Below are 16887 nucleotides of genomic sequence, written 5' to 3' on the forward strand. Positions count from 1 at the left end.
TACCGACGACCGCTACAGTTATCGGGAGCATTTCAGCGAATATGCCGGGATCCGGCAGAAATGGGTTCTGTATCGGTCGGTCCCGATGTACGAGCAGGAGGAGAAGACGTTCGAGAAGAACCTGGCGAAGAGCCTGGATCAGACGCGGATAGTTCTCCGAAAACTCTGTGCCCGGGAGTTTGCCTGTGAACCGGATGCGCGTATGGCAGCCGAGATCTGGCTCAACAAGCATCCGCGATACCAGTTCCGTAACCTTGACATCGCCACGATCACCCGCAAGCAGGAGAAGAAACGGGGGAGGCCGAAGAACGGGGAGCCGGTCCAGGTGTCGTACAAGATTACAGCGGAGATCGAGCACAACCCTGCGGTTCTTGCCGAGGAACGGCGGATCCTCGGGAGGTTTGTCCTGGCAACGAACGATCCAGCGCTGTCAGCCGACGAACTGCTCGCCAACTACAAGAGACAGGGGGCGGTGGAACGCGGGTTTCGGTTCCTGAAGGATAAGTCGTTCCGGGTCGCAGAGGTCTTTTTGAAGAAGACGTCCCGGATCCAGGCGCTGGCGATGGTGATGGTACTCTGTTTGTTCGTTTACGCGCTCACGGAGTTCCGGCTGCGGCGGGAACTGGAGCGAACCGGCGAGACGGTGACCAGCCAGACGAAGAAACAGACGCAGCGGCCCACGTTGAAATGGGTGTTCTTCCGGTTCCGCAGGGTGCGGGAGTTCGTGGTGGTCGAGGAGGGGAGGAGAGTGAAACGGGTGACGAACCTGAATGAGGAGTTGCAGAAGATTCTACGATTGCTGGGGAAGGAGTACGAAAAATACTATTCATGACGGAGGACATGCGGAATGTGGGGAGATCCTGACGCGACAGGATTTCTCCCGCGATAAGGTCGAGCACACCCTCGAGCAGCTGAAACGGGGCGGGGAGGTGTTCGAGCCCCGGCACGGGCTGGTGAAGTTGATCGGGTAGGGGATCAAACTGTCCCCTCTTCGTGTTCTTCGCGGTGCTCAAGCTCCGGACGTTGTTCGTCGCACTCACGAATCGTCGCAAGTCACATCTTCGATGTTCCGGCTCCTTCCCCTGTGGGGAAGTCACACAGCGAAGCCCGGCGGCTTTTCGAACCTCGGTTCCCAACCCATTGCGGGTCCCCACGGCGTAGACCACACGATCTCCATCACCGCGAGAACGACCTATCTCCTGTATCCGCATCCCTCAGGGCGGGATCGATCGCCCCACTTCTGCAAACAGCCGACGGACGTGTAAAGAAATAGGACAGAATATATAAGTAAACCGACGCCCATGTCCTTGTGCGGAGGCTCAAAACGGCATTCGCAAAACGGCGGAGGCTCACCCCATCCGTGCAAGGCCGGGTGAACCCCCCACTGCCCGAAGGCGAAAGAGTGGTTCGCATTCCATGTACTTAAGGTTGTGCCTCTTTTGCCTCCGGGGTGGTTATCGGAGGAAAGAAATGAACGGAAACATTGGAATGCGGGCACTCTCCGCGCTTTTGGCGATGCTGCTGGTGAGTGCGGGTGTTGTGCTGGCAGTGAGTGCACAGTGTAATGAAGCGTCTGATAATCAGTTAAACATATAAAGTCTGTACTTTAACGACATGGAGTAATAAATGCCTCATATGAATACATCGGCTTTCCACCGCCTTTACGAGTCTATCTCCCGGAGCCGGCTGCGCTTCGCAATTCCGCCGCTCGTTGCGATCGTTGCATGGGCAGTCTGGGTCGTTGTCGCTGGCATCGCCTCAGGTCATCCGGGGCCCATACCACTCTTTGCCCTTCTCACCCTCTTTCTGGTGATCCTGACCCTTGCAATTGCGGGGGCCGCCACGCCGTTCCCGCTTGTTGCAGGCATTCTCTCGTTTCATGGGCGAATACAGACGATGCTCGTTACCGTCGCAGCAATGGCTCCGCTTGTATTCGCCCTGCTCATAACCCCGCACCGCTGGAAAGGCGAGGCCCCGCTACTCGCGGATAGACTGCCGCTTCTCGGATGGTTCTTCGACGGCGTCATAAACGCCCTACCGCTCGCGAAAAACACATTAGCACACGATCTGGTGTTTTCCGGGCTTACGTTCCTCGGGTTCTACCTCGAGTGCGTACTTGTCGCCACCATCTTCTACATCCTCCTCCGGGTGGTCATTTCGCTTCGCCGCCCGAACTCCGGAGATGGGAGTAATACGGAATGAATTCAGAACGCATCCAGGACGCCTCTGGAGCCGGAAACCCATAACGAATCCCTGTGATAGAAATGACCAAAGAAACAAAAACCGGAAGCTCATCAACGTCGTGGGCGTAATCTGCGGCTTGTCCCTGTATTTCCTCTGGGTCGCCGTGCTCATAGCGATCCTGTTCGCCTTCTTCGCGGAGCCGAACGCTATGGGAGTATTCACGGTCACGTTCCCGCTCATGCCACGGACATGGCTTACCGCTGGGACCTTGCTGTTCTTCGTTGCCCTCGGCTACTACCTGTTTGCCCGCGAGGAGATGCCTGAAACGGAACTTCTTCAGAGCGGAGCGGTACCTGCGGCCTCAACCTCGGGTTTTCTCCTGTGGCTTGTGGTGCTGTTTTGTCCTGGAGGTCATGGGGGTTATCGTGGCGTATCCCTATAACCTCACTCATCAACGATACCGGCGTATTCACGGAGTACATCGTCGACCTTTCGGGCGGCGAGATCGTCTCGACGACATACGTTTCGGAAGAGAACCTCACGGTCGGGAGAGCCGAAGCGGAGGGGAAGGCCCTCTCCGGACAGCCCCGGGGCGCCCGCGTCGAGAAGATCGTGCTGAAAGTCTACGGCAACGACCGGATCGTCTGGGAGGTTACCGTTCGGGCCGGTCAGAAGACAGACGTCATGCAGGTCTCCTCGGGCCTGGCACCCGGGCAGTCGATCCGGACGACGCCGGGGTTTGGGGCGGTTTTCGCGGTTCTTGGTACCGGGATGGGTTTTGTCCTGTACCGGAGGCGGAGATAGGGCCGGAGTGACGGACATACACATCGGGGGAGCACGCCTTCCATCCGGGCATGTCTGCGCTCCTTCCGGTTCAAGAGGGAGCATTCTGCTCGAAGACCTGCAGTCCTCTGACCTCCTGCCTCACAACGCGCACCTGAAAGGGCTCGAACTCCGCTTCTACGAACCGTTGTCTCCTCAGTGCTCACGCTCCGGACGGCACATCTGGAGAGCAGGTAGAACCCGGTCTTGCCCCGGCCAGAGGTCCCGGATCGATCCAAAAAAGAGAGTTTATTCTTCCTTCAGCATCGCGTCGATCGCCGCCGCCGCGCGCTTCGCCGAGCCCATCGCCTCGATCACCGTCGCCGCGCCGGTGGCGATGTCCCCGCCGGCGTAGACATGGGGTATGGACGTCCGGCCGTTCTCGTCGACGACGACGTTCCCCCGCCGCCCGCGTTCGAGCCCCGGGATCAGGGAGACGAGGAGCGGGTTCGGGCTTGTGCCGATCGCCTGGATAACCATATCCACATCGAGGGTGAACTCACTCCCCTCGATGGGCTTCGGGGACGGGCGGCCGCTCGCATCCATGCCGCAGAGGGACATCTTCACGCACTCGATCCCCGAGACGCACTGCTCGCCAAGGATCCGGGTCGGGTTCGTGCAGGTGAGGAACTCGATCCCTTCTTCCCTCGCATGTTCGACCTCGGCCTTCCGTGCCGGCATCTCCTCTTCACCCCGCCGGTAGATCAGGGAGACCTTCGCCCCGAGGCGGCGCGCCACCCGGGCAGAGTCCATCGCGACGTTGCCGCCGCCGACCACCGCCACGCGGGCCCCGTGCAGGACCGGCGTATCAAACTCGGGAAACGCGTCGGCGTGCATCAGGTTCACCCTCGTGAGGAACTCATTTGCCGAGTAGACGCCGTTCAGATTCTCCCCGGGAATACACATAAACGCGGGAAGTCCGGCACCCGTCGCGAGGAAGACCGCGTCGTAGCCGAGGAGTTCGTCCACACTGACGCTCCTTCCCACCACATGGTTCTTCTTCAGCCGGACGCCGAGGGCAAGCACCTGGTCGAGTTCCGCCCTGACGACATCCTTCGGCAGCCGGAACGCGGGGATGCCGTAGGTCAGGACACCGCCGCCCTCGTGGAGCGACTCGAAGACCGTGACAGCGTGGCCGGCACGGGCAAGTTCGGCTGCAGCGGTCAGTCCTGCCGGGCCGGACCCCACGACTGCCACCCGCTTCCCGGTCGGCCGGGCGGTCCCCGGGAGTTCGGCGCCGTTCCGTCGCTCCCAATCGGCCACGAACCGCTCAAGCGCGCCGATCCGGATCGGGGTCTCCTTGTTGCCGAGAATGCAGACACCCTCGCACTGCGTCTCCTGCGGGCAGACTCGCCCGCATATGGCGGGGAGCATGTTCTGCTCCTTGAGTGCCCGGGCAGCTCCCGGGAAGTTCCCGTCCGCGACCTCGCGGACGAACGCGGGGATATCGATGCAGACCGGACAGCCTCTTACGCAGAGCGGTTTTTTGCACTGGAGGCACCGTTCCGCCTCGGCGATAGCCTCTGCAGGGGTGAGGCCGGTGTCGACCTCGCGAAAGTCGTGGACCCGGACGTCGGCCGGCCGGTCACTCATGGTGGCCGCCCCCTTCGCCACACCGGCACCGGTGCTCCGCGAACCGCTCAATCGAGACCTTCTCCTGTCCGGTGTAGATACGCTGCCGCTGCATCAACTCGGTGAAATCGACCTGGTGGGCGTCGAACTCCGGGCCGTCGACGCAGGCGAACTTCGTCTCTCCGCCGACGGTCACCCGGCAGGAGCCGCACATCCCCGTCCCGTCGACCATGATCGGGTTGAGGCTCACGTAGGTCTTCACACCGTAGGGGACCGTCACGCCGGAGGTGACCTTCATCATGATGGCGGGGCCGACGATCCAGACCCGGTTGATCGTCTGCTCTTCGAGCAACTTCTTGAGGACGTCGCTTGCAAACCCGTGGATGCCCTTGCTCCCGTCGTCGGTCGTGATGTGGAGTTCGTCGCAGACCTCCCGCATCTCGTCCTCGAGAATGAGAAGATCGGCGTTCCGCGCACCGATGATGCCGATGACATGGTTACCTGCACTTTTTAGTTCCTTTGCAATGAGCGGTGTGCTCGCGATTCCCACGCCGCCGCCGATCACGCAGCAGGTGCCGTAGTTGGCGATCTCGCTCGGCTTTCCAAGCGGGCCCACGACGTCTTTGATGCTGTTGCCCGCGCGGAGCGTCGCCAGTTCCTGGGTCGTCTTGCCGACTGCCATGAAGATCACCCGGACGGCGTCTCCTCTGACAGCGGAGATGGTGAGCGGTATCCGCTCACCCGCCTCATGCAGGCGCAGGATGATGAACTGGCCAGCCCGTGCATGCTGCGCCACCTGCGGCGCGCGTATCCAGTACTCATAAACCCGGTCGGCGAGTCTGGTCGCTAATTCCACCTTATACAATTGATTCACTCCTGATGATCCTGATCGATGTTAACGTCAAAGCGTATCTGAACACTTCTTACATATTGTGGCTCCAGCCTCTTTACTGCAGCTATTCTGCGTGGGGCAGGTCTCCCGGGGCCGGCGGCGCGGGCCCGGTTCCGGGACAGAAACGCGAATGGTTATCCCCGAACCGGTCGCATGGATATGTATGCGGAGCCAGGTACGCTGGGGAATTGCCCTGATCGTCATCGGCGCGTTGCTCGGACTTATAATCCCGTTCTTCGGCATCCCGCTTGTCGTGATCGGGATCGCGCTGATTGTCTGGCGGGGGCGCGAGGATACTATCGAAGAGATCAGGGAGTAAACGAAGTATGATACTGACGACGACTGCAGAAGTGCCGGGCTACGCCATAGGAGAGGTCCTTGGCGTGGTCTTCGGTAACACGGTAAGGACGAAGAATATAGGGAAGGACGTCATGGCCGGGTTGAAGAGCCTCGTCGGCGGCGAACTCGAGGAGTACACATCGATGCTCGCTGACGCCCGGACCGAGTCTTACAACCGTATGGTCAACGCCGCGCGCGACCTCGGGGCCGATGCAGTGGTGAACATCCGGTTCACGACGTCCCAGACGATGGCGACGGCGGCCGAGCTCCTCGCCTACGGGACGGCGGTGAAACTCGTCCCGAAGAAGTAGGGCTTTGGGGTTTTAGGACAGGAGATCCTGTCTTGGCTTTGTTGAAACCCTACCTGTTGGCTCTCGATAGTCGCACTCCGGTACACGGCTTTCCACCGGGTATCCCCATGACTGCCCCCGCCCCTTGCGGGCGGGGGAGGAGCGCGAAGCGCGGGTGGGGTGGGGTTGATATGTGTGGAACTGTGTGGGTTCGAGACAGGGGAGGGGAGACCCCTCCCCGTCAGCCCCAACCCCCGATGCGATACCCACTACGGTCCACTGCATCGGGCTCCTCGCCATAAATTGAAAGTTAGACCTGCTGATGAGTCAGATGCCTTCCCGAAAACTACGAGTTAAAGTGCGAACCCCGGCGGAGAGGGTCGTCCCCGGACCCCCTACTCCCCCAGTTTCTTCGTCTTCCTTACCCGAACCGCCACACCGCGCTTTGACCGGAGCATCTCGTCCGCCCCCATCATCGCCCGCCCGGTGGCGAGCGCGAGCGGCCCTTCCACGAGCACCTCGTCGCCCTCCCGTATCCGGGGATCGCAGTCCGTGACGCCGGGGGCGAGGACATCGCCCTGCGGCACGAACGCGTCGATCTTGACCCGGTAGCCTTCCGGTATCAGGTCCCACCCATCAAACGTCGGGCGGAAGAGCCCGGTCCCCGCATCGATGCTGAAGAGTTGCTGCTTCCCGCGGAGCACCGCCATCTGCATGCTCCTGCCCCGGATCTGGAGGCCCTTCGTGTTGATATCCGTCGCAAACTGCCAGGAGACCGTGCCCCGGATGGTATCGGTCTGCATCCGCCGCTCGCCCGCGAGAGCATCGTCGAGCGCCCGGAGCGAGGCCGGCGACGTCGGGTGGCCGTGGCAGGTCACCTCAAGATCGATCCCGCAGGCCTCCGCCGCCATCTGCGCAACGGTGAGGGCACCGCCATCGAGGTGGGCGACCACCCGCCGGTAGGGGTGCGCATCGAAGTAGCGGGCCAGGATATCGGCGATGAAGGCACACTCCTCATGGTCCCAGTAGCCGGTCACCGGCACGTCGTAGTGGCCCGCCGGGTAGATCCGCTCCAGCTCCCGGGGCACGAGGCCGAGCGGAGATGTGACGATCAGTTCGTGCGCCCGCCGGTCCACCGTGTTCATAAAGAGCCGGTGACTCCGGGAGAGCGAGTAGGGCTTCCGCGCCGAGCAAGGGAGGAGGACCGCGACGTCCGTCCGGGTCGGGACGAACCGCTCGATAACCCGGTCGGCGAACCGCCGGACCTCCGCCCGGTTCTGCGACTCGGCGGTGTTTGCCCGCATCGGCACCGCCCGCGCCACCGGGAGGGACCGTTCCATAAGAGCGTAGTTCCGGTCGAGGAACCGGAGGATGCCCACCTGTGCGGCGTCCGCACGGCACCGCGACTCCATCAGCTCCCGGAGCCTTCCCGCCTCGATGAAGTGCCGCACGAGGGCGAGTTCGCGGTCGAGCGCCAGGCGGTTGTGCTGCCGGAGGTCGCCGTCCCGGCAGCCCTTGCACCCGCAGGCCCCGGTCTCCATGAGCGAGGCGGGAAACTCGCCTTCCGGCAGGCAGAAGGTCTTCTGCGCGGATGCGAGGTCGACGGCCCGGTAGTCGAAGAGATCGAAGCCCGAGTAGACGAGGAGGCAGGCGGTCGAGGGGAGCGCCGAGGCCGGGGCGTACCAGGCGGTGTCCGGGGGGACGCTCTCTTTTAAGGTCGCAAGCCATGCCGCGTAGTTCCGGGGGTTCTTGAGCGCCGTATGCCAGCCTGCAACCATGGTGCAGTCGCCCGACTCTGCTGTCTGCGCCGCGAGCGGATGGACGGCCACCGGCTGCCCATCTCCCGGGGAGAAGTAGTCCCGGACGAACGCCTCCTCTGCAGAGAGCGGAACGTTCGAGAGCGAGCGCTCGCGGAGCGCGGGGAAGAGGCTGTCCGTATCGAGGGTGGCAGGGAGGGAGACACTCGTCTCTCCCTCCTCGTAGATTCCGATCCGCGCGAGGCCGTCGCGTTTCGCCGCCTCATACCTGCTCATGATACACCTCCGCACCGGGGGCCTCTTCGAGGACGAGGTGCACCCATTCCTCGCCGCACTGGACAGCAAAGCGGCTCTCCGGGTGCGCCTCCATCAGGGCGCGGATCCCGGCGCACCCGGACCGGACCATATCGTCGTCCCATTCCGGGATCTCGCTCTGGCCTATCGGGAACGTCTCCGCAAGTTCCACGGGATACGGCCCGAAGGGGGGCTTGAAGTTCAGCACGGTATCAAACCCGGGGATCTCGCGCCCGTCGAAGGATACCAGCACCCGGTCTCCGATGGGAATACGGGGGATGACCTCATGGAACCGCAACACCTCGGTGCGCCGGCAGGTCTCCGACCCCCGGTAGAAGAACCGGCGCTTGGAGACGTTGTCGTCACGCTCAAGGTCGGCCGCGTGGCTGAGGAGTTCCCGGTAACCGGCGAGCAGGCGCGGGTGGCTCCGGCACCGCTCGTCGACCAGCTCCCAGAGTGTCCCGTCCTGGATCGCCTGTCGGATGCGGGCGATCTCCGCGAGGCTTACGTAGAGGTTGTGGAGGGCGAGCAGCCGCTCCCGGTCTTTTGACTGGCGCAGCTCGTCGGCGGTCATCGAGCGGCAGACCCGGCAGGGGCAGGGGAGTTCAGCGAGTTCGTCGATCTTGAAGCTCCCATGCGGGGTGATGTAGCGTCCTTCCCGGGCAAAGAGGGCGTATGCGGCCGAGTCAAAGAGGTCGCAGCCCATCGCAACGGCGAGGGCGAACATCGACGGGTGGCCTGCTCCGAAGAGGTGGACGACGGTGGCCGGGGAGAGGCCGCGTTTTGCCGCGAGGACGACCTGCACCAGGTCCTGGTAACGGTAGTTCTCCATCAGCGGTACGACAGCGCCGATCGGGCAGAAGGAGAAGCCGAGGTCCTGGACGGCCTGTCCGGCCTCCTCGCGGAGATCGGTGAATATGCCGCCCTGCACCGGCCCGGCCAGGTTCGCGTCGGGGAAGAGTTCCCGGGCCTCCCGGATCCTGTCCATGGTGACCGCGAGTTCCCGTGTCGCCCTCTCCCGGCCTGCATCCGGCGGGGTGGGGATGTCCAGGGGGACGATGATATCGCTTCCGATAGCCTGCTGGAACTCGAGCGTGTCCTGGTTGCTCACCTCGACCTCCCCGTAGACGGAGAGCTGGAACGAGCCGGAGTCGGTCATGATGGCGCCGTCGAAGTCGAGGACCTTATGAAGCCCCTCCTTGAGCGCCCGGTCGTGGTACTCCGTGCTCCGCCTGAAGATGTAGGCGTTTGTGATCAGAGCCTCGACGCCCATCTCCTGCATCTCGCGGGGGGTTACCAGGGGAAGGTGGGGGTTGACGACCGGGAGGAGCGCGGGCGTCCGGACCATCTTGTCGTTCACCCTGAGCTTGCCGACCCTTCCTGCGATATCTTTGTGTATGACCTCAAAACTGATTGCCATTCGGGTTAAACCGCCTTTTCTTCGAATATCTGCCCCTCGAAAGTCTGCACGGCGACATCGCCACGCCTCCAGCACCCGGGCCGGAGCCCGGCCTTGACACAGGTCTGGTCAAGGAACTCCCTGCTGGTCCAGCCGTAGTCGGCCGGGACCTGCGGGAGGAGGAGGCCCCCGGTCCCGAGACCGCTGACGATCAGACCGTGTCTCCCGACCTCGACGCAGCCGGGGCGCTCTTCCGGCGGGCACTCAAGCGGCCGGGGCTCTGTGAGCACCGTCACCTCAAGGTCGATATCGGCGAGTTCCGACCGCGACACCGGCGGGAACCGGGGATCCTCGAGAGCAGCCGATACGGCCGCCTCGATGAGCGCGTCACCGAGTGGCTTGATCGGATACGGGAGGCCGATACAACCGCGGAGTTGCTCCTGCCGCTTTATCGTGACAAAGACACCGCGCTTCTCCCCAAAGACTGCGGGGAGGTCGGGCAGCACCGTCCGATCGCCGCTTACGGCGTTTTCGATGGCGCTCCGTGCCAGATGAACTGCCGTTCTGCCTTCTTCCGGGGTCAGCATTTCCATCAGAGTGGATCGTATGATATTGAATACTTTTAGTCTATCTCTGGAGAAGAGGGAGCGTTAGCGCCGGCGCCGGGAACCCTGACCGGCCCGGTTATCGAGCAGGGTGCGCTGCCCTCGGTGCGCACCTTGACTACCAGGGCCTCGCCGGCGGGGATGGGGCGGTCGAGACGGAGGCGGATCGTGCACTCCTCGCCGGCACGGAGGAGCATACCGCCGTCGCTGTCCCGGAGCAGTGTTGCCGTCCACATCCCCGGCCCCGGGAGGGGGTCTCGTGACTGCGTGATGATCTCAAGGTACGTTCCTGCCATGACCGTCACGGTGGCCCGGGAGAGGTCGACAGGTCCACCCTCTCCGGTATGGGCGACGCGGAAGGTGAGGGTATCGATATGGGTGCCGGAGAGTCCCGGGGCCGATGAGGAGCCGGTGACTTCCCCGATCTGTGCAAGATGCGGTTCGCCTGCGGCCAGGACCGGGTATGCGCCCGAATCAGGTGAGGGGCCGCTGCCCATGGCGCTCGCCCCGAGCGAGACGAGCGAGATGAGTGTGGTGACGGCAACGAACGCCGCGAAGATCGCCGCAAGCTCCAGGTGCGTATATGCCTCACTCCCCCCCATGATAACGCCAATGGTAAGACCCAGGAACTAATATATATACATATCTATCGTGGCGGGGATGTGCGCGGTCAGACCGGAATCCATCACCGAAGCCTGCAGTGCTGGCTGTTTGGGGACAGTTCCTGAGGGGTACCCGTACGGAATATATATCCTCTTCGCGAAATATGATATGGGAGAGGGAGAGTGCGGCCGACGGTGGCACATACTGTGCTGCTGAGGAAAGTCCTCCCACCGGCCAGATACGCAGCCGCATGCAAGTGCGGGTGGCGAGAGTCACGGCAATGACACAGAAACGACACGGCCCGCCGTCAGTGATGAAACGACTGAGCCCTCATGAAGGGGCGAGAAGCGCGGGTTTCCGCGCAAGCAACTCGTTGAACGTAGCGGCGGGAAACGGTGAAACGGTGAATCCCTGCGGGTGCAAGCCAGAACAGGGCAGATGGATCGTCTGGTATCCGCCCGGGTATGGCGCGTAGCTGAATGCCGCATAGAACAGAAGGAGGCTTACTCCTCCCACTCCTCGCTATTGCGAAGCTTTTCTCAATGAAATGGGTTCCTATAAAATTCAGCCTTTCCCCCGCGGTTTGAGTTCAATCTCCTCAAACGTCACGACGTGCGAATCGAAGACATCGCCCCGGTCGTTTACGAAGAGCTGGACGAAGACCTCGGTGTGCGAGTTCTCCATGGATACGACGTCCCCATGCTCCGCCCTGACGTCGAAACCGAGGGACTCGAGTTCGCTCCGGACGGCATCCCGGGTGTAGTAGGTCGAGAGGATGTCCCTGACCTTTGCAAGGACTCCCTGCTGCTCCTCCTGGTTCACAGCCATACTCCCTCATGCGCCCCGTGCTATATTAACCTCTCCAGAAGGGCAGCCTCACGGCGGGCCGCGATGATACTCACATGCTGCTATGGGCATCACCGGCGTCTCCCCGGCATGAGCCCGGGGGATGTGCAGGCAAACGTATAAGTGAAAAAATTACCTATAGTAATAATATGGAGATACCCACCCCGGCTGAACTGCGGGAAAAGAGGCTTCGTATGGGCTTGAAGCAGGCAGATGTAGCCCGTATGGCCGGAATCAGCCAATCCATGGTCGCGCGGATCGAGGCAGGCAGCGTGGACCCGAGGGTGAGCACGCTTGCAAGGATTGTGGAAGTCCTGCGGGCAGCGGAGCACTCGGCGATCACGGCGGCCGATGTGATGAGCGCGCCCGTCTTCTCTGTTGCCCTGGACGATCCCGTCAGCCGTGCTGTCGAGATCATGGGCCAGAACGGCATCTCCCAGCTGCCGGTGCTCGAGAACGGGGTGCCTGTAGGGTGCATATCCGAATCCGCTATCATGAATGCCATGGAGAAGGGGGGGTTCCACCAGACGCATCAGACGCTGGTGCAGGACTACATGGAGCCGGGTTTCCCGACGGTCCCTCCGACGGCGCCCATCGATACGGTCGTCCATCTTCTGCATCACAACCACGCGATCGTCGTGCTTGAGAAGGGGAAGGTGCAGGGTGTCATCACCAAGCACGACCTGATATCGTTGATCACATAGGCTCTTTTCTAGAGCAGAGAGACCAGGTCCCGGAGGACTGCTTCGGGATCGTCGGCCTTGACCACACTCGATGCCAACAGGACGCCGCAGGTCCCGAGGTCGACGGCAATTTTCACGCACTCGCCCGATTGGATGCCTGCCCCGGTCAGGACCCTCACGTCCGGGTTCACCGCTCTGACGGCATTGACGGACCGCTCAATGATCCCCGGGTCGGCCTTCGAGACCGAGACTCCGCTCCCGATCAGCTCCGGAGGCTCGATCGCCACGTAGTCGGGCCGGAGCGCTGCTGCGGCAGCGCTTGTCGCGTCGTTGTTCGTGCAGACGACCGATTCAAGGTGGAGCCTTCGAGCGGCCTGAACACAGGCGTCTATCTCGGCCAGGGTGAGGCGGCGTTCGGAGTGGTTGATCAGGGTGCCACGTGCACCGGCCGACCTGACCGCCTCGGGGAGAATATGGCCGGTATGGGCACCGGGGGTGATCGCATCGATATGCTGGGCATAGACGGGTATAGCGTAGTGGTGGCTCATCGGGTGGAGCTCGGTGAAGACCGGCGCGACACCGATGGTGACCCCGCTCTCTCTCCCTACGGTCTCGGCCGCAGCGGCGATCCGGTGAGCATTGCTGCCCATACCCTCCTGATAGTTCTTGAGATTGACCAGAATCAACGGTGAAACCATATCCATCACGTCTGCCAATAGGTTGCTTCTCCTGATATTAACTCTGGTGTCGGGTGCGGGAGAACAGAGAGATTTCAGGAGGACCCCGGCAGAGGCTTACTCCTCGAGCCCCCGGACAAAGTGCCCGCCGGTGATGCCGCCGAGCGCCCGCCGTTTCACCTCGTCCTTGAGCGCGGAGAGTGTGCCGGAGTCTCGGTGGCCCGCAGCATCGATCCCCGCCCGGTAGATCCCGGCCATATCCTCCGCATAGCGGGGTCCTCGCCCCCGTGCGTCGATGGCGACGGCTCCGATGTCCATCCCGACGATCCCGGGCAGGTGGTCGATCAGGCAGGTCTCGACCGCGTTTGCGATGCAGGTCCGCCCTTCTCCGTCTGACCTGAGCGGGAAGACGCGGTTTCGCTGATCCTTGAGGCCCAGGAAGCGGTTGCCGGATTTCTCCCCGGAGACCGCTGCAACCAGCCGGTCCTCGGTCACCATCGCCTCGATGTTGCCCTGCACAAGCACCTCCAGTTCGGGAGCTCCTCCGGTAGTCTCCGCGAGCCGGGCCAGGTCGGCGGCCGGGAGTTCAGGGGACGCCGTGCACCGCAGGAAGAGCGGTGCCAGTTCCCCGGCGGTGCGGTGGTTCCAGACGTTCAGCCCGGCGGCACCAAAGAGCCTCATCCGGGGTTCGGCCCGCCGCACCGCGTCCGCGGCGCCGGTCCCGCTCACCATGATGCCATGGACGCCCGCATCGTAGAGCGACGGGAGGAGCGGGGCCGCCGCATCGAGGAACCTCTCCCGGGTGATCGACGGCCATTTCCAGACCAGGTCCGCACCCCCCTCCCGGCAGACGGCGGCGGCCTCTTCGAGGAGGCCGGGGGTCGCGGGGGTAGAGGGCTCCAGGTAGACGGTCCGGGCACCGCCCCGGACGGCGGCCCCTGCACCCTCAGGGGTGTCGGTGTAGACCGAGACCGACGGGAGCCGGGGGTTTGGGTGCGTTCCTGCCGGACGCGCTAGCCCGGCAATCGCTACCCCGGCCCGTTCCCGTGCTGCACGCACCGCATCCGGCCCCGGCCGCCACGCGGCGAGGACGGCCTCCTCGACCCGTTCTAAGAATGAACGCCTGACCCGGTTCAACTCACCGAGCGGCAAAAAGAGCCCGCCCGGGTACTGGAGGTCCATACTCCGGACAGTAAACGGCGTTCCTCCTGTCTTTCCGAGTTGCTCCGCGATCTGTTCCGGGGTGAGCGGCCGGCTCCGTGCGGGCTCCATCCGAAGGTCCGCCCGGTAGATCACCCGGAGCGGTTCTCCCCCGTGCCCGGGGACCCTCGCCTCAAAGCAGGGTGTACCGTCCTCCCAGGTGACCGAGAGATCGATCGGCAGCGGCCGCAGGGGCTTTCCCATCACCCGCCCTGCCCGCTCCTCAAGGTCCGCGCTCTTCGTCAGGAAGACACGGGCACCCTCCCCCACGGGCGCGGGGACCGAAAGTCGCACCGTCCCGTGGCGGGCGGCGGGGGTGCCGCGGACGACTGCACCTATATCCGCGTCAGGGTCGTCCGTGCAGAAGGCCAGCCCGTCGCCGGAGCGGGGGGCGAGATCGCCGGTGAGACGCACGGTTGCTTCCTGCCTCCACGGGTCGTAGCCGGTGACTGTGCCGAGCGGGATGCCCCGGTTCCCGGGCCGGTCGCGAGCCATGATATCACGAGCGCCGAGGATGTAGCCCTCCGTGAACTCCCGGTTGAATGCGAGGGCGAGATCCCGTATACCCTCCCGTGAGGGCGACCAGGGATCCCCGGCGGCGATCGCGTCGAGGGCACGCCGGTAGATGCTCACCACCGTGGCGACGTACTCCGGTGAGCGCATCCTCCCCTCGATCTTGAGCGACGCCACCGGTGTACGCGCTATCCGATCAAGGTAAGGGTATACCGAAAGATCGCGTGTCGAGAGCAGGTAGCGGTCCTCTGCGGCCACCGCCCGGAGGTCTTTCGGGCGTCCGTAATCGTCCTTATCACCGATCACGAGTTGATAGGGTTTCCTGCACGGCTGGGCGCACATCCCCCGGTTCCCGCTCCGTCCCCCGATGACCGAGGAGAGGAGGCACTGGCCCGAGTAGCAGTAGCAGAGCGCACCGTGGGCAAAGACCTCGACACCGATCCCCTGCGCCTCCCCGTCCTCTGCAATCCCTTCAATCTCGGGGAGGGTGAGTTCCCGTGCCAGCACAACACGGGAGAACCCCTCCCTCGCGACCCGGGCCACACCCTCACGGTTGTGGACAGTCATCTGGGTGGAGGCGTGGAGGGGGAGGTCCGGGACCACCTCCCGGGCGAGCGACGCCACCCCGGTATCCTGCACCAGGACAGCATCGACCCCGGTCTCGTAGAGCCAGAGGAGGTAGGCGGCCACATCGGAGAGTTCAGCGTCCCGGATGAGGGTGTTTACGGTGACATAGATCCTGACTCCCCGGAGGTGTGCGTAATCGACGGCGGACCGGAGTTCCTCGTCGGAGAAGTTCGCCGCATAGCGCCGGGCCCCAAAGCGCCTCCCCGAGAGGTAGATCGCGTCTGCGCCGGCGGCAACCGCTGCCGTCAGGGCCTCCGGCGACCCGGCCGGCGCAAGCAGTTCCGGCAGGTTGTCTCGCACCGGCGATGCGCCCGGGCAAGACCCCGATACCCGATGATGATCGTGCGGCATTTGTCAGGTACAATCGTTCCCTCGTCCTATATACTCCTCCCAGGATCTGCGGGCGACACCGGGTGAAAGCGTGCATCCTTTTTGGGAGAGAGAGCAATGTGGAGAGAAGGCCTGGATTATGAACTACGTAGGGATTATCGGTTACGGGCACATGGGCAGCATGCTGGTGAGGGGGTTTCTCGCATCCGGGGTGCTCTGCATCGATGAGGTTGTGGTTGCGTCCAAAAGCCAGAGGAGTCGGGACGCATGCGCCGCAGCATGGCCGGGAATCGGCATCGCCGCGACGAACAGAGAACTCGCACGGCGGTGCCGCACGATCATCATCGCCGTCAGGCCGCAGGAGATGAGGAGTGTCCTGTGCGAGATTTTCCCGGTGATGGACGGGGACGAGCATATCGTCTCGCTCGCCGCCGGCATCGGTCTGGAGGACCTGGAGGCGGCGTTTACGGGCTCGGTCACCCGGGTCGTGCCCACGGCCACCTCCACGGTCGGGCGGGGAACGACGCTCGTCTGCCACGGGCGGCAGATCGGGATGAACGACGCCCTCCGGGTTGAGGGGCTCTTCTCGTCTATCGGAGATGTGATGCTCGTCGAGGAGGAAGACCTCCCGCCGGCCACGCTTCTTTCGAGTTGCGGGCCGGGGCTGCTCGCTGCCATCATCGAGGAACTGGCGGGCGCAACGGCCCGTGCGAGCGGACTCCCGAAAGACCAGGCGGTTCTGCTGGCAACGGATATGGTCACGGCTACGGCCGCCTACCTGCGGGAGACCGGTGAGGCGCCGGGGGACCTGATCGAGGAGGTTGCGACCGGCGGTGGTGTCACTGAGGTCGGGGTGGAGAAGTTCCGGGAGCGGTTGCCGGCAGTCTTCGATGAGGCATTTGCCGCCATGTTGGAGCGCTACGGTGCGGTGGGTAAGTGACAGAGTGCATCGATTCCAGACTAACAGACCATGCCTGGCCTTCGTCCCATCCCCCGCGGAGCGCTCCCCTCCGTCCCCCTACTCTGGTAGGGGCGGGGGCAGTGCCCGGGCTGATATCCGGGGATGAGCCGCGTCTGGTTCTTCTCCGGGATCTCCCCCTGGAGTGGACCGTGGGAATATCGCCACGGGGGGCGGGGACCGGGGAGGGGGAACCCCTCTCCCCGGGCAAAATGTCACCCAACAGTTCCTCTCCGCCCGCGCTTCGCGCTCCTTCCCCGCCCCCTCTCGGGCGAGGGCAGTGCGTGGGGATACCC

At 63.6% G+C, this 16887-nt stretch carries 17 protein-coding genes and 1 other RNA gene; 9 read left to right on the forward strand and 9 right to left on the reverse strand.

The window, feature by feature from the left end:
• The 4 genes from BP846_RS10465 to BP846_RS10480 all read left to right on the forward strand — a co-directional run.
• Positions 1–832 (forward strand): IS1634 family transposase (locus BP846_RS10465; protein ID WP_292395128.1); only part of this gene is annotated, 832 nt, incomplete at its 5' end.
• A gap of 794 nt (positions 833–1626) precedes the next feature.
• The gene (locus tag BP846_RS10470) at positions 1627–2202 is read left to right on the forward strand and encodes a hypothetical protein (RefSeq protein WP_292395129.1); all 576 of its coding nucleotides are present in this window, start codon (positions 1627–1629) and stop codon (positions 2200–2202) included.
• On the forward strand, positions 2183–2626 hold the full coding sequence (locus BP846_RS10475) for a hypothetical protein (RefSeq protein ID WP_292395131.1): 444 nt from the start codon (positions 2183–2185) through the stop codon (positions 2624–2626). The genes BP846_RS10470 and BP846_RS10475 overlap by 20 nt, the downstream gene beginning before the upstream one ends.
• Positions 2584–2988, forward strand: a complete 405-nt coding sequence (locus tag BP846_RS10480; RefSeq protein ID WP_292395133.1) for a PGF-CTERM sorting domain-containing protein — start codon at positions 2584–2586, stop codon at positions 2986–2988. Before BP846_RS10475 ends, BP846_RS10480 begins: the two co-directional genes overlap by 43 nt.
• Before the next feature lie 267 nt (positions 2989–3255).
• Here BP846_RS10480 and gltA read toward each other — a convergent pair whose 3' ends face one another.
• The gene (gene gltA / locus BP846_RS10485; protein WP_292395135.1) at positions 3256–4599 is read right to left on the reverse strand and encodes an NADPH-dependent glutamate synthase; all 1344 of its coding nucleotides are present in this window, start codon (positions 4597–4599) and stop codon (positions 3256–3258) included.
• Positions 4592–5443 carry a sulfide/dihydroorotate dehydrogenase-like FAD/NAD-binding protein gene (locus BP846_RS10490; protein ID WP_394339971.1) on the reverse strand — a complete coding sequence of 284 codons (852 nt, stop codon included), beginning with the start codon at positions 5441–5443 and terminating at the stop codon, positions 4592–4594. Before BP846_RS10490 ends, gltA begins: the two co-directional genes overlap by 8 nt.
• Before the next feature lie 190 nt (positions 5444–5633).
• Here BP846_RS10490 and BP846_RS10495 point away from each other — a divergent pair, with 190 nt between their 5' ends.
• Both BP846_RS10495 and BP846_RS10500 read left to right on the forward strand, forming a co-directional pair.
• Positions 5634–5789: a hypothetical protein gene (locus BP846_RS10495; RefSeq protein ID WP_292395138.1), complete on the forward strand. Its 156-nt coding sequence runs from the start codon at positions 5634–5636 to the stop codon at positions 5787–5789.
• Between the two features lie 7 nt (positions 5790–5796).
• On the forward strand, positions 5797–6120 hold the full coding sequence (locus BP846_RS10500) for a YbjQ family protein (protein WP_292395140.1): 324 nt from the start codon (positions 5797–5799) through the stop codon (positions 6118–6120).
• Between the two features lie 374 nt (positions 6121–6494).
• On the opposite strand, the gene arcS is transcribed toward BP846_RS10500, so the two are convergent.
• From arcS to BP846_RS10520, 4 genes are read right to left on the reverse strand one after another with little or no spacing between them, the layout of a single operon-like run.
• A complete protein-coding gene (gene arcS / locus BP846_RS10505) occupies positions 6495–8132 on the reverse strand; it encodes an archaeosine synthase subunit alpha (RefSeq protein ID WP_292395142.1) in 1638 nt (545 codons plus the stop codon).
• The gene (tgtA, locus tag BP846_RS10510; RefSeq protein ID WP_292395144.1) at positions 8119–9570 is read right to left on the reverse strand and encodes a tRNA guanosine(15) transglycosylase TgtA; all 1452 of its coding nucleotides are present in this window, start codon (positions 9568–9570) and stop codon (positions 8119–8121) included. Before tgtA ends, arcS begins: the two co-directional genes overlap by 14 nt.
• A 5-nt stretch (positions 9571–9575) precedes the next feature.
• The gene (locus tag BP846_RS10515; protein WP_292395146.1) at positions 9576–10142 is read right to left on the reverse strand and encodes a TIGR00296 family protein; all 567 of its coding nucleotides are present in this window, start codon (positions 10140–10142) and stop codon (positions 9576–9578) included.
• 29 nt (positions 10143–10171) lie between these two features.
• Positions 10172–10756, reverse strand: a complete 585-nt coding sequence (locus BP846_RS10520; RefSeq protein WP_292395148.1) for a hypothetical protein — start codon at positions 10754–10756, stop codon at positions 10172–10174.
• A 173-nt stretch (positions 10757–10929) separates the two neighbouring features.
• On the opposite strand from BP846_RS10520, the gene rnpB reads away from it, so the two are divergent.
• Positions 10930–11275, forward strand: an RNA gene (gene rnpB, locus BP846_RS10525) — RNase P RNA component.
• Between the two features lie 46 nt (positions 11276–11321).
• Here rnpB and BP846_RS10530 read toward each other — a convergent pair.
• On the reverse strand, positions 11322–11585 hold the full coding sequence (locus tag BP846_RS10530; RefSeq protein WP_292395150.1) for a hypothetical protein: 264 nt from the start codon (positions 11583–11585) through the stop codon (positions 11322–11324).
• 167 nt (positions 11586–11752) lie between these two features.
• Between BP846_RS10530 and BP846_RS10535 the strand changes: the two genes are divergently transcribed.
• Positions 11753–12307 (forward strand): CBS domain-containing protein, encoded by a 555-nt coding sequence (locus tag BP846_RS10535; protein ID WP_292395152.1) that lies wholly within the window; start codon positions 11753–11755, stop codon positions 12305–12307.
• An 8-nt stretch (positions 12308–12315) separates the two neighbouring features.
• Here the strand turns inward: BP846_RS10535 and tpiA are convergent, their stop codons facing one another.
• Positions 12316–12984: a triose-phosphate isomerase gene (gene tpiA / locus BP846_RS10540; protein ID WP_292395194.1), complete on the reverse strand. Its 669-nt coding sequence runs from the start codon at positions 12982–12984 to the stop codon at positions 12316–12318.
• Positions 12985–13080: 96 nt separating this feature from the next.
• Positions 13081–15603 (reverse strand): U32 family peptidase, encoded by a 2523-nt coding sequence (locus tag BP846_RS10545; RefSeq protein ID WP_292395153.1) that lies wholly within the window; start codon positions 15601–15603, stop codon positions 13081–13083.
• Positions 15604–15772: 169 nt separating this feature from the next.
• Between BP846_RS10545 and BP846_RS10550 the strand changes: the two genes are divergently transcribed.
• Positions 15773–16573: a pyrroline-5-carboxylate reductase family protein gene (locus BP846_RS10550; protein WP_292395155.1), complete on the forward strand. Its 801-nt coding sequence runs from the start codon at positions 15773–15775 to the stop codon at positions 16571–16573.
• Positions 16574–16887: the final 314 nt, after the last annotated feature.

Origin of the sequence: Methanoculleus sp. UBA303, from assembly GCA_002501655.1 — an archaeon.
Classification (GTDB): domain Archaea; phylum Halobacteriota; class Methanomicrobia; order Methanomicrobiales; family Methanoculleaceae; genus Methanoculleus.